The organism is Myxococcus qinghaiensis (assembly GCF_024198215.1).
GTDB lineage: Bacteria > Myxococcota > Myxococcia > Myxococcales > Myxococcaceae > Myxococcus > Myxococcus qinghaiensis.
The window spans coordinates 151,717-164,001 of the sequence record NZ_JAKCFA010000010.1 but is presented as its reverse complement, the minus strand read 5'-3'; the positions used below and the strand labels follow the sequence as shown (position 1 = coordinate 164,001).

Here is a 12,285-nt window from a genome sequence, read left to right as displayed (position 1 = left end):
ACGCCCCGCTGAAGGCGGACCCGAGAACCACACCCTCGGGTCCGCCCCCTTCCACCTGATTCACGAGGTCGACGCTCCGGTCCTCTCAAGGGACCGCGACGCACCTCGTGTGTCCGCTGCTCCTGACGCATCCACCTCGGTCTCCACCATGCTCCTCCATGCGCTCATCACCAGTGTCCTGCTGACGCAGGCTCCCAGCGTCTCCTCCACGCCTGGACACACCCCCACTTCCCATCCGGCTCCCGCCACCAGCGACACACCCGTGCGGGACGCGGGGTCCCAGCCGGCCACCAGCGACTCCGGCGTGCCGCTGCCCGCGTCTGGCACGAAGGCGAACTCGCTTCCGCTGCTCACCCTGGAGGAGGCCATTGCCCTCGCGGAGAAGCAGAGCCCCAGCCTCGATGCCGCACGTGCGCGGCTCCAGCAGTCCAAGGAGCTGGGCAACAAGGCGTGGTCCGGCTACCTCCCCAGCGTCACCGCGAGCGGCTCGTACATCCGCAATCCGAAGGAGCTGACGTTCGCGCTGCCTGGCGCTCCGGACCCCATCACCTTGCAGAAGCAGGACCAGCTCGCCGGGCAGGTCTCCGCGCGACAGGCCCTGATTGTCCCCACGCTGTGGCCCGCCATCAAGAATGCCTACCTGGGCGAGAAGGTGGCGGGACTGACGGCGGAGAACTCGCGCCGCGAGATTCTCTTCTCGGTGGCCCAGGCCTACCTCGGCGCCGCGAGCCTGCGGGAAGCCATGGCGGTGCAGGAGCAGCTCCTGGAGGTCCGTCGCGGCTTCGAGCGCGACGCCCAGAATCGCTTCGAGGTGGGTGACGTGGAGCGGCTGGCGCTGCTGCGCGCGACGCTGGACCGCAAGCAGGCCGAGCAGGAGGTGGTGCGGAGCCGCAACGCCTATGCGACGGCGAAGAGCTCGCTGGCCGCGCTCCTCGCTCGGCCGGTGGACTTCGACGTGGCGCCTCCCAAGGAGACGGCCGTGCCACTCCCCGCCGAGGCAGGGGATGCGGCCTCCGCCGAGAAGACGGCCCTGGACCGGCGGCCGGATGCCTCGGCGGCGCGCCTCAACGTGGACCTGGCGCGCGGCGGTCGCAAGCAGGTCGTCATGGAGTACCTCCCCAGCCTGCATGCCACGGGCAACGTCTCGACGAGCAACACCGCGGGCCTCACCGGCGTGGCGTCCACGTGGACAGCGGGACTGGCCCTGTCGTGGAACCTGTTCGACGGCGGGCTGCGCGAGGCCAACCTGCGGGAGTCCTCGGGAAAAATCGCCGAGGCGAGCGCCAACCTGCGTGGCACCGAGGAGAAGATTCGCGACGAGGTCCGCAAGGCTCGCAGCGAGCTGGAGAGCGCGGAGGTCAACCTCAGCACGGCCGAGGAGCGGGTGAAGCTCGCGTGGGAGAGCGCGCGACTGGCGAAGCAGAGCTTCGACGCGGGCGCCACGACGTACCTCCAGGTGACGGACGTCAACGCGACGCTCGCGAGCGCCCAGATGTCCGCCGTGACGGAGGCGCTCAACGTGCAGCTGTCACGCCTTGCCCTGGCTCGCGCGACGGGCCTCTTCGACCCCACCGGCAACTCCCTGGCGCCCGTGCAGTAGCCGCTACGCATCGAACGCCATGAAGAACGTCTCCACGCTGAATGCGTCACTGCATCACGCCCGGCTCCTCGCCGTGCTGCATGCCGTCGGGCTCCCACTCCTCAGTCGGGCGCAGGACGTGAAGCCCCCGCCGAGTCCTGGCTCCGCGCCACTGGCTGGTGAGGTGACGATTGAAGCCTCGGCGCCACCGCCGGCGATGCTGACGGGGCGCATCGAGCGCATCGACATCCAGGGCAACACCCGCACCCGGGAGTCCGTCATCCTCAGGGCCATGCGCATGGCCCCGGGCGATGTGCTCACCACCGGGGACGCCGCCGAGCTGAAGCGCAGGGTGCTCAATCTCCAGCTCTTCAAGGGCGTGGAGGTGCTGACACGTCCCGAGGGCGAGGGCGTGCGCCTTCAAGTCACGGTGGAGGAGCGCTGGACGCTGCTGCCCATCCCCGTCTTCTCCTCGGGCAAGGGGCAGTGGCAGGCAGGTGTCTTCGCCGTCGAGAGCAACCTGTTCGGGCTGCGCAAGACACTGGTGGGCGGAGGCATGTGGGGCAACCGGGGCGGCACCCTGTTCTCTATGTACCGGGACCCGAGCATCGGAGGCAGCCAGTGGACGGGCCTCCTCTCGTTCCAGTTCGCCAAGACAGACAGGGAGCGCCACGTCCGGGACGTCATCAAGGACACGTACACGGACAGGCGCTTCGACATCGCGGGGACGCTCGGCTACCAGGTGACGCCGGAGCTGAATGTCGGCGCGGGGTGGTTCTCCCTCATCAACAAGCCCCTGGCTTTGACAGAGGGCCTGGAGACGCCCCAGCGCGGAGAGGTGCACGGGGTGAGCGTCTCGGCGGAGTACCTGGGCCAGGACTTCCACTTCTACTTCAACGAGGGACTGGTGGCCCGGGCGCTCTACCGTGAGGGCCTGGGCTTCCTCGGCTCTTCTCGCGAGCTGCGTCAGGTGTCGCTGTTCGCGAGCTACACGCTGCCTGTCTTTGGAAACCACGCGCTGACCTTGACGGCCCAGCACGGGCAGACACGAGGAGACGCGTTCCTGGACGCGCAGCTCCTGGGAAGCCGCACGGGGAGCCGGGGCTTCGCCGCTGGAACCCTGTGGGCGGAGACGGCCAGCTCGGCGACGTTGGAGTACCTGGTGCCGCTCTGGAGTCCCAGCATGCTGACCCTCACCGCGCATGCCTTCGTGGATGTCGGCCGGGTGGAGTGGCGGAACTCGTTGCTCAAGTACGTCTCCCCCGGCGTGGGCGTCCGTGCCTACGTCCGCGAAGTGGCCATTCCCGCCGTCGGCGTCGAGCTGGCCAGGGACCCGCTGTCATGCGACGTGGTGACCTCGGTGGCGGTGGGCTTCGGTTTCTAACGGCCTTCGGAGCGCGCTCCCATGATGACCGTCGTGTCGATGATTCCCAGACGTCAGGGGATGGTGGAGCGGATGATTCGTGACTTGCGCATGACGACCGCGGCGCTCCGCGACATCCTTCCCCTCGTCGAGCCGTGCCTCGCTGGCCCCCGGGCTCGCGAGCTCGCGCTGCTGGAGGCCATCTTCGAGGAAGGCAGGGTCAGGAGAGCCTTCACCGTCCCCAACCCCCGGGCGACCGCCCGTGCACTGGCGGCGGGACTGCATCAAATCGAGTGCACGATGGTGCGCTTCTGCCTGATGCCTGGCTTGCGCGCCTCCAACCTCGAGTGAGCCCCCCCACCGCACAGGGCAAGCCCCCGTACGGGCCTACTCGAACACGGCCGAAAACAGGGAATGAATGCGCGTGTCCGGGTCCTGGCGATTCCAGATGGCGGCGGCATTCCCGAGCGGGCTGGTGACCACCTCAAGCTCCCCGAGGTACCCCTTCACGGTGGCGAAATCGAGCCGCGTGGCGGAAGACCAGCCCGTGCCAGGCACGAAGCGTCGGGCCCAGGCATGAGGAGCGCGGAGGACGGAACGGGTTGAGCTCCCTTTGCGCTGCTCATCACGTGACGCCGTTCCCCACCTCGGGGCGAGGCCGCGCATTTCCTTCCATGGGCAGCGTGACGCCTCCTCACACTCCTCGTCTCTCCCTGTCATGCCCCTGGCGCGCCCCATTCCCGCCTCCCATGCGCTGGCACCTGACTTGCCTTTGAGCCACCGGCGCGTGAGGGCCGTTCGCCCAAGGACGTCAGAGGCGGAGCAAGCATGTGCGGGCATGGACGAGGCGGATGGTGGCTGGGATTGCTGAGCGCGCTCTTGCTCGCCGGCTGCAAGGACAGCGCGGACACCCGCGCGCCCCCCATCGAGGACCAGGAGGAGCTTCCCGATTCGGGCACGCCGCCTGTCGATGAAGACGCCGGTGCACCCGATGCCGGTGAGCCTCCCGACGCGGGCACTCCTGACGACGCGGGCCCACCGGACGCCGGTGCACCCGATGCCGGACCGGCCAGCGGACCTCCCCTGCCTCCGGATGCGAGCGGCTGGCGCTTCCTCGGCTCCGCGCAGGGCGGACCGCGCGAGGTGCTCGGCGTCACGCAGGACGAGGGCGGCAACATCTGGGTCGCGGGTGGCGAGGAGGGCCTCTGCCTGCTGCGCCCCGGCGCCAACACGTTCCAATGCTTCACCATGGCGGACGGCCTGCATCCCTGGGCCGCGTGGAAGGGCAAGGACCCGCTGCCGGAGCACCGCTACCTCAAGGTGACGGCGGTGACGGGCGGCCCCCTGGGCACCGTCTTCGTCGGCTATCAGGGTCGCCCCCACTGCGAGAACGAGTTCTACAAGCCCCCCGGCCAGCCCGAGGACCCCGCCATCTACAAGAGCGGCGACGCGGACCGCGTGGAGTTGAGGGTCGATGGCACCTTGTCCGTCGTCCACTATGACATCCACTCGCCCGCGCACTCGGTGCCCGGCTACGGCCACCGCGAGAAGCTCTGCACAGTGAACCGCATCGTCTGGGACAAGGCCACCCAGGGCCTCTGGTTCGCCGCCAACCACGGCCTCGCGTGGGGCGAGGCGAACTACCAGGGCGGCGAGGCCTGCGCCAACGCCGAGGTCCGCGCCGCCAACACGTGGGCGTACGTGTCCCATGACTCCCAGGGCAACGAGGTGGACCGCGAGTTGCGCCAGCGCTGCAAGTTCGGCGTCATGGAGCACGTCCACCCCGCCATCCAGATGCACGGCGCGGACGAGACGGACGAGGACAGCCGGCTCGCCGGGGATGTGTGGGGCGTGGCGGTGCGGCCGGACGGCGACGTGTGGATGGGCACCGCCATCCGCAGCTCGCGCTTCCGCATCATGACCAACGCCGTGGGCCATGCGGACACCGGCGCCCCCTGGAACTTCGAGGCCGCGCGCAAGCAGTCCGAGGAGAAGAAACACACCGCCAACCGCATCGACATCTGGCCCGATGCCGTGGCCGAGCCCACCGCCCCCACGCCCGAGCAGCGCAAGGACGACGTGGTGAGTGACCTGGCCCTGATGCCGGACGGCACCGTCTGGGTCTCCAGCTTCGCGTGGGGCCTGGCGAAGCTGAGCGACGCAGGGCAGGTGGTGGACCATGAACTGACGGGCGAAGCGGAGCGCTTCGTGGCCTCGCTGGAGCGGGACTCGCGCGACGGCAGCCTGTGGATTGGCCATCGCTGGGGCCGGGGCCTGATGCGCCTCCACACCGAGGGCACCTTCGTCACCCACAACAAGGCGCTGGGGGCACTGGCCAGCCAGCCCATCTGGGACATCCAGGTGGTGGGCACGGGTGACTCGCGCGTGGTGCTGGTGGCCTTCGGGGCCACACGTGATGGCGCCAACACCCTCACCCGTCCGGGAGCCATCGGCATCTACACCGGCCGTTGACGTGGAGTAGGGTCCTCCCAAAGCGCCGTCAATCTTTGGGAGGACTCACCCCATGCCGAAGGCGAAGTACGTCCTGGCCCTGGACCAGGGCACCACTGGCACCCATGTCTCCATCCTCGACTCGAAGCTCAAGGTGGTGGGCCGCTCCTACAAGGAGTTCACCCAGCACTTCCCCAAGCCGTCCTGGGTGGAGCACGACTTGGATGAAATCTGGGCCACCAGCGAGTGGTGCATCGGCCGCGCGCTGAAGCACGCGGGGCTGGTGGGTCGGGACATCTCCGCGGTGGGCATCACCAACCAGCGCGAGACGACGGGCCTGTGGGCTCGCGACACCGGCAAGCCCCTGCACCACGCCATCGTCTGGCAGGACCGGCGCACCTCGGAGCTGTGTCGCCAGCTCAAGGAGCGCGGCGTGGAGCCGCGCGTGCGCGAGACGACGGGCCTCGTCGTGGACCCGTACTTCTCCGGCACCAAGCTCCACTGGCTCTTCGAGCACGTCAAGGGCGCTCGCGCGAAGGCGGAGCGCGGCGACGTGTGCTTCGGCACCATCGACACGTGGCTCGTCTACAAGCTCACCGGCGGCACCACCCACGTCACCGACGTGTCCAATGCCAGCCGCACCCTGCTGATGGACCTGAGGACCTTGCAGTGGAGCGACGAGATGCGCGCGCTCCTGAAAATCCCGGCCGCGTGCCTGCCGCAGATTCGCGGCTCCGCGGAGGTCTACGGCACCACGCGCGGCATGCGCAGCCTGCCGGACGGCATCCCCGTGGCGGGCATGGCCGGAGACCAGCAGGCCGCCCTCTTCGGGCAGGCGTGCTTCGAGCCCGGCGAGTCCAAGTGCACCTACGGCACCGGCGCGTTCCTGTTGATGAACACCGGCACGGAGCCGGTGCGCTCGACGGCGGGCCTGCTCACCACGGTGGCGTGGCGCCTGGGCGGCACCGGCTCCACCACGTACGCGCTGGAGGGCAGCAGCTTCATCGCGGGCGCCGCGGTGCAGTGGATGCGAGACGGCCTCAAGGTCATCAAGCGCGCGCCGGATATCGAGGCGCTCGCCGCCAGCGTGAAGGACTCCGGCGACGTCGTCTTCGTCCCCGCGCTCGCCGGCCTGGGCGCGCCGCACTGGCGCCCCGAGGCGCGCGGCCTGTTCGCCGGCATGGACCGCTCCACCACGGTGGCCCACATGGCGCGCGCGGTGCTGGAGGGCATCGCCCTGCAGATTCATGACCTGGCGGAGGCCATGCGCCGCGACAGCGGCCGGAACATCCCCGTGTTCAAGGCGGACGGCGGCGCGGCGGCCAACAACCTGCTCATGCAGTACCAGGCCGACCTGCTCGGCGTGCCGGTGGTGCGCCCGAAGAATCTGGAGACCACCAGCCTGGGCGCGGCGTTCCTCGGCGGCCTGGGCGCGGGCGTCTGGGACAGTCCGGACGCCATCCGCCGGGCGTGGAAGGCGGACAAGGTCTTCAAGCCGAAGATGAAGACCGACGTGCGCGAGCGTCACCTGGACAAGTGGAAGCGCGCGGTGGAGCGCGCATGAGCCGGGCGGCGCGGACAGGCCGGCTCCTCGCCGCCGTGCTCGCCCTGCTCTGCGGTGCGGGCTGCCCCGGCGGCCCACTCCCGGATGAGTGTTCCGGTGGCGGAAGCAGCATGGTTCCGTCGGCCCTCCTCGTGCCGGTGAACCAACCGGTGAGCCTGCTCATCCCCGCCAACGCGAACCCTGTCTGCGGCGGCCTCGGAGCCGAGCGACCCGAGTCCGTCACCGTCGAGGCCCAGGACCCGCGCAACCTGCCCGTGCCCGCCACCGTCGAGCTGAGCCCGAGCTTCTGGGGGGCCAACGTCCACTTCACCCCGACGATGCCGGGCCGCTACCACCTCATCGTCGCCTTCTCCCCCGTGGGGAGCCTGCGCCAGGTGGACGTGCACGTGGCGGAGGACGGGCGCCAGCGCCCCACCGTGGCGCGGATGACCAACAAGTCCGAGTGCCTGAACCTCGCGCGCACGCGCGGCGGCACCTGGGTCTGCTCTGGCCGGGCCTTCCGGGAGCCGGGCGAGCAGGAGCAACCGGTGGGTCAGGCCCGCAACCCCGCCATCGCCGTCGTCGGCGACGTGGTGTGGTCGCTGTTTGAAGGACAGGTGCGCCGCTACGTCGACCCGGGCACGGGCCCTCTCCTCCTCACCGGCACCGCGCCCTTCCCGCTCTCCACGACGACGGACAACACCCCGCACGCGCGGCTGGCCACCGAGGACGAGTACGTGCTGGTGGACGCCACCACCGTGTACCGCTACACCTTCAGCGAGGGCGTGGGCGTGCTCCCCGTCCCGACGTCCCAGTGGGCTCAGCAACCCGGGCTGACGTTCGGCGCGGACTTGACGCAGGTGATGGCGCTGCGCGCGGGAGCGACCGTCTGGCTGGTGCACCGGGTGCAGGAGCCTTCGACCTTCATCCCGCGCACGCAAGCCTGTCCCTTCCAGCTCGGCCTTCTGGCCACCTATGTGCCCGTGCCGGGCCAGCCCTGCGCGTCGCTCATCGGCGAGCCCCTGGGCTACGGCGACGGCGTGCTGTGGACGCGGGAGACGCTTTCGTCCGGCCAGGGGTTCAGCAGCGTCGTGCACCGCTACACGGTGACGGCGGAGCACGGTCCACGGGAAGAAGGCGTGCTGTCCCTGGACTCGAGCCTCGCCGTCATCATGTCGGAGCTGCGGTACGGCCCCACCCTTCCCGTCTTCGTCTCCACCTCGAACCTGGGCCCCCGCGCCACCCCGCGCTGGGACTCGGAGCGTGGCGAGGTGTTGCTCGTGTTGCTGCCAGGCCCCGGAGTGAACCCTGGCGTTACGCGCATCTCGGACCATTTCACCTGGACGGTGAACGCCGAGGTGATTCCCGAGCTGCGCGTCTACCCCTGGACGTCCACTCCCTGACGCCACCCACGGATGGCTTCCCTCGGGCGCGAGAGCGGATATGAAGGAGGTCATCATGGCCCATGACCGCACCCTGCTCGCTCCCGAGGCGCTCCAGTCCTTCCTCGCCCAGCATCCCGACTGGAAGCACGAAGGCGGGATGATTCGCCGCACCTTCGAGGCGCCCTCCTTCCTGGCGGGCATCGCCTTCGTGGAGAAGGTGGCCCAGGCGGCGGAGAAGGCGGACCACCACCCGGACATCGACATCCGCTGGCGCAAGGTGACGCTGGCGCTCGTCACGCACGACGCCGGGGGCCTCACCTTCCGCGACACCGCCCTGGCGGCGGACTCGGACCGGCTCTTCGCCGAGGTGGTGCGGGCGCAGTGAGTCCCTTCGCGGTGAGTGCCTCCAACGACGTGATGGACTCCAGGATGGGCGGCTCGACGCGGTGGAACAGAGGGCTTCGCGCGCTCGGTGCTTGCGCGGTGCTGGGCCTCGCGCCCGCGGCTTGGGCACAGGACGAGCAGCCCACCGAGCCGCGTCCGGAGCGGCTGTACTTCAACCCCGGTGCGCTCCTGGGCTCCGCGCGCGTGGTGGCGCTGGGCGGTGCCTACGTGGGCATCGCCGAGGGCGCGGCGGGGTTTCCCAGCAACCTGGCGGCGCTGGCCCACCGGGGCGCGGCGCTGGAGAAGGACTGGGACCTGGGCGTCACCCTGTCCTGGCTGGATTTGCCCTTCACCAGCGGGCGCGGCCGCGACGTGGACAACGACGGGCGTCCGGACGAGTCGGAGGACCGGCGCCAGCTGCTGGGCGGCCTGCTGTTGCAATACAAGCGCTTCGGCATCGGCTTCGCGCTGCGCAACAGCGCCGTCTCCTACTGCGCGACGGCGGCCTGCGCGGGGGACAGCGAGCGCATCCGCGTGTCGATGACGCAGTCGGTGCTGGCCGGAGCGGTGTCTTTCGGACAGGACGACTTCATCCTCGCGCTGGGCATCTACGCGGCGCAGGCGTCCTTCCGGCTGTCGTCGGGCGGCACGGAGCTGCGCTACGGCGACACGGGCGTGGCGGTGGACATGCTCTACCGCCCGCATGGGCGCCCCTGGCGGCTGGGCGTGACGGTGCGGCCGGAAGTCGTGGCGGACTGGAGGCGCGAGGAAGGCCAGGCGCCGGTGCTGGCGGACCGGACGCTGTTCGGCGCGGTGGTGTCTCCGGCGGTGCTGTCGGTGGGCGCGAGCTGGCGGCTGGGCGAGGGGGCGGAGCGCTACAACCGCCTGTCTCCCGCCGCCCGGCGTCAGCTCGTCGTCGAAGGGGACGCGTTGCCGGTGCCGGAGGAGGAGCCTCGGGACGCGCCGGCGGGGCGGTGGCTCATCAGCGCGCAGGTGGACCTGTTGTCCGGCGTGGACAACGCGGTGCCGCTGCGCACCTTCGCGTCCACGGCGGAAGAGGAGCGCGTGGGCTCGGGCTCCGAGTTCGCCCCCCGACTGGGCGTGGAGCACGACACGGTGCAGGGGATGATTCGCCTGCGGGCAGGCGTGTACGCGGAGCCCTCGCCCTTCGACGGCCGGCCGCCGCGGCCCCACGTCACCGGCGGCTTCGAGGTCTTCATCCTGCGCTACTGGGAGGACTGGTCCATCAGCGCCTCGTTCGACCTGGCGAGCCGCTACACCAACGTCGGCCTGTCCGTGGGCTTCTGGCGCTGAAGGGCGCGCGCGCTGCCCGACGTGGGAAGCGCGACGCCCTCACAGAGAACCCCTGGTGCGCAGTGGAGGCACGCGCGCGCCTTCTTGAATGAGTCTTCGCGCGGCTCGAAGCGGGCGGGCGGGCAGACGTCGCACACGGTATTGCTGGCACCTACCAGCATGGAGAACCTCCGAGGGCAGAAGGGGGCTTCATGCAACAGGGGCGGCGGTGGTTCCGGACTGTCGCAATCGCGACAGCGCTGGGATGGGCGGGGTTGGTGACAGGCTGTGATGACGCGGAGGCCGAGACGTCTCCCGATTGTCCGAACTCTTCGAGGAGGGACTGTCCCGCACAGGAGACACCTTCGGAGGGAGACGACGCGGGGACGCCACCTCCCGAGGAGACTCCGGACACGGGGACTCCGGATGCGGGCGGTCCGCCGCCCGTGGAGCCACCGCCGCCTCCTCCTCCGGCGACACCCGGGAGCACGCTGTGGCTGGCGCGCGAGGGCACCGCCCAGGATGACCTGGCGCTCGGCGCGGCGATGGATGCGAATGGAGACCTGCTCACCGCGGCGCTCTACGAGCTGGATGACCTGCAGGAGCGTCAACCCACGGACAACACGGTGCGGCTGACGCTCGCGCGGCGCGCCTCGACGGGCGAGGTCCGCTGGACGCGGAGCTACCCCGTGCGAGTGGCGGAGCTGCCCGAGTCGATGCGCGCGGACGTGAATGCGCGCGTCGCCGCGGCGCCCGAGGGGGGCCTCTTCGTGGCGGTGGATGCGCGGGGGCTGGTGGACTTCGAGCCGCTGGAGCTGGGTGACGGCGCCTTCCTCGTCCGGTTGGACCCGGCGGGCAACGTCCTCTGGTCGGCCACGGTTCCGGGGGGAGACGCCACGGTGGCGGACCTGGTGCTGGATGCCCAGGGGCGGCCGATGGTGGCGTTCAACACCTCCGGCTCCACGGACTTCGGCGGCGGCGTGGTGGGCTCCGGCGCGGTGGTGGTGACGTACTCGCTGGACGGCAAGCCCGAGCGCGCGCTGTCCATCGGCCGGGCGGAAGGCTCGGACTCGCGGGTGATGGTGACCACCCTGGCGCGCGACGCGAGTGACAGGCTGGTGGCGGGCGGGCGCTACGTGGGCAAGGCCCGGTTCGGCACGCAGAGCACGGAGGCGTCACAGGATGGGAGCCCGTTCGTCGCCGTGTACGAGGCGACCGGCACCCTGGCGTGGGCGAGGCCGCTCGCCCAGGCCCGTGGCACCGTGAGCGACGTGGGAGTGGATGGCCAGGGCACGGTGGTGGCGCTGGGCTCCTTCCTGGGCACGGTGTCGTGGGGCGCCTCGAAGCTGCAGGGGCACGTGTACCGGGCCAGCCCGTTCCTGGTGTCGGCGGATGCCACGGGCAAGGAGCGCTGGAGCCGCAACCTGGGCGATGGCCTCCTGGCGGGGGCGCTGGGCGTGGAGCCCTCGGGCGGGCTCGTCGTCGCCGGGTTCACCTACTCGCTCATCGTGGACGGCGCGTCGGGACCGGACGGGCTCGGCTCGGCGCAGCCCGTGGCGCTGCGCTACGGCGCGGATGGCGCGTCGCTCGGGTTGAAGCTGTATCTGTCGGACCCGCCCCGGCCTCGAGGCGAGCTGTATGGCGTGGAGGACATCCGCTTCGTGGAGGTGCTCCCGGACGGCGATGCCCTGCTCTTCGGTCACTCCGACCGGGAGTCGGACTTCGGCACCGGCCGCAGGGCGCCCGCGCGCAGTGACTTGTTCCTGCTGCGCATGAAGCGCTGAGCACGCGGCGGGGACCCTGTCCTTGGAGGGGGTCCCCGCTTGCGTGCGCGCCGGTGATTAGCGGCGCGTCGTGCGGCGGGTGGTGGTCTTCCGGGCTCCCTTGCGCGCGGCGCCACGGGTGGTGGTCTTCTTCCGGGCCGGGCTCTTGCGCGCGGTGCGACCGGCGGCGGCCGTCCTGCGCGTGGTGGCCTTGCGAGCACCCTTGCGCGTACCGCGGACCGCGGTCTTCCGCTTGGCCGTCTTGCGCGTCGTCGACTTGCGAGCGGCGGTCTTGCCCCGCTTCGCGGAGGCACGGCGCGAGGTGGTCTTCTTCGCACGGGCACCGGTGCGGCCAGCGGCCTTCTTCGTGGCACGACGCCGACGCGTGGACGACTTGCGCGTCGAGGACGACGTGTCAGAGGTCGCACCCATGTCCGTGGGCGCCGTGGCATCGGTGATTTGCGAATTGACGGTCTCGTGAGTCATTCCAACTCCTCCAGTGAGGGCAACTGCATGGATTACGA

The 12,285-nt window shown here is 70.5% G+C and carries 10 protein-coding genes; 9 read left to right on the top strand and 1 reads right to left on the bottom strand.

Annotated elements, in window-relative coordinates; translation table 11 throughout:
- Nucleotides 1–148 precede the first annotated feature (148 nt).
- The 9 genes from LZ199_RS20550 (at nucleotide 149) to LZ199_RS20510 (ending at nucleotide 11,782) form a co-directional block, all read left to right on the top strand.
- The gene (locus LZ199_RS20550) at nucleotides 149–1,600 is read left to right on the top strand and encodes a TolC family protein (protein ID WP_253995430.1); all 1,452 of its coding nucleotides are present in this window, start codon (nucleotides 149–151) and stop codon (nucleotides 1,598–1,600) included.
- A 19-nt stretch (nucleotides 1,601–1,619) separates the two neighbouring features.
- Nucleotides 1,620–2,963, top strand: coding sequence for a POTRA domain-containing protein (locus tag LZ199_RS20545; RefSeq protein ID WP_253995429.1), 1,344 nt, complete (start codon nucleotides 1,620–1,622; stop codon nucleotides 2,961–2,963).
- 21 nt (nucleotides 2,964–2,984) lie between these two features.
- Complete coding sequence (locus LZ199_RS20540) at nucleotides 2,985–3,293, top strand: hypothetical protein (protein WP_253995428.1); 309 nt, start codon at nucleotides 2,985–2,987, stop codon at nucleotides 3,291–3,293.
- A 477-nt stretch (nucleotides 3,294–3,770) separates the two neighbouring features.
- The gene (locus LZ199_RS20535; RefSeq protein WP_253995612.1) at nucleotides 3,771–5,414 is read left to right on the top strand and encodes a ligand-binding sensor domain-containing protein; all 1,644 of its coding nucleotides are present in this window, start codon (nucleotides 3,771–3,773) and stop codon (nucleotides 5,412–5,414) included.
- 52 nt (nucleotides 5,415–5,466) lie between these two features.
- A complete protein-coding gene (glpK, locus tag LZ199_RS20530) occupies nucleotides 5,467–6,957 on the top strand; it encodes a glycerol kinase GlpK (RefSeq protein WP_253995427.1) in 1,491 nt (496 codons plus the stop codon).
- Nucleotides 6,958–7,067: 110 nt separating this feature from the next.
- Nucleotides 7,068–8,339: a hypothetical protein gene (locus LZ199_RS20525; RefSeq protein WP_253995426.1), complete on the top strand. Its 1,272-nt coding sequence runs from the start codon at nucleotides 7,068–7,070 to the stop codon at nucleotides 8,337–8,339.
- Nucleotides 8,340–8,394: 55 nt separating this feature from the next.
- Complete coding sequence (locus tag LZ199_RS20520) at nucleotides 8,395–8,706, top strand: 4a-hydroxytetrahydrobiopterin dehydratase (protein WP_323389796.1); 312 nt, start codon at nucleotides 8,395–8,397, stop codon at nucleotides 8,704–8,706.
- Nucleotides 8,707–8,750: 44 nt separating this feature from the next.
- Entirely contained in the window at nucleotides 8,751–10,019 is a 1,269-nt protein-coding gene (locus LZ199_RS20515) for a hypothetical protein (protein WP_253995602.1), read from the top strand.
- Nucleotides 10,020–10,210: 191 nt separating this feature from the next.
- On the top strand, nucleotides 10,211–11,782 hold the full coding sequence (locus tag LZ199_RS20510; protein ID WP_253995424.1) for a hypothetical protein: 1,572 nt from the start codon (nucleotides 10,211–10,213) through the stop codon (nucleotides 11,780–11,782).
- 57 nt (nucleotides 11,783–11,839) lie between these two features.
- Here LZ199_RS20510 and LZ199_RS20505 read toward each other — a convergent pair whose 3' ends face one another.
- Nucleotides 11,840–12,247, bottom strand: coding sequence for a cell envelope biogenesis protein TolA (locus tag LZ199_RS20505; protein WP_253995423.1), 408 nt, complete (start codon nucleotides 12,245–12,247; stop codon nucleotides 11,840–11,842).
- Nucleotides 12,248–12,285: the final 38 nt, after the last annotated feature.

What these genes read in the sequence shown, in the direction of transcription:
- LZ199_RS20550 (WP_253995430.1), top strand. Translation starts at nt 149, where the DNA reads ATGCTCCTCCATGCGCTCATCACCAGTGTCCTGCTGACGCAGGCTCCC.
- LZ199_RS20545 (WP_253995429.1), top strand. Translation starts at nt 1,620, where the DNA reads ATGAAGAACGTCTCCACGCTGAATGCGTCACTGCATCACGCCCGGCTC.
- LZ199_RS20540 (WP_253995428.1), top strand. Translation starts at nt 2,985, where the DNA reads ATGATGACCGTCGTGTCGATGATTCCCAGACGTCAGGGGATGGTGGAG.
- LZ199_RS20535 (WP_253995612.1), top strand. Translation starts at nt 3,771, where the DNA reads ATGTGCGGGCATGGACGAGGCGGATGGTGGCTGGGATTGCTGAGCGCG.
- glpK (WP_253995427.1), top strand. Translation starts at nt 5,467, where the DNA reads ATGCCGAAGGCGAAGTACGTCCTGGCCCTGGACCAGGGCACCACTGGC.
- LZ199_RS20525 (WP_253995426.1), top strand. Translation starts at nt 7,068, where the DNA reads ATGGTTCCGTCGGCCCTCCTCGTGCCGGTGAACCAACCGGTGAGCCTG.
- LZ199_RS20520 (WP_323389796.1), top strand. Translation starts at nt 8,395, where the DNA reads ATGGCCCATGACCGCACCCTGCTCGCTCCCGAGGCGCTCCAGTCCTTC.
- LZ199_RS20515 (WP_253995602.1), top strand. Translation starts at nt 8,751, where the DNA reads ATGGGCGGCTCGACGCGGTGGAACAGAGGGCTTCGCGCGCTCGGTGCT.
- LZ199_RS20510 (WP_253995424.1), top strand. Translation starts at nt 10,211, where the DNA reads ATGCAACAGGGGCGGCGGTGGTTCCGGACTGTCGCAATCGCGACAGCG.
- LZ199_RS20505 (WP_253995423.1), bottom strand. Translation starts at nt 12,247, where the DNA reads ATGACTCACGAGACCGTCAATTCGCAAATCACCGATGCCACGGCGCCC.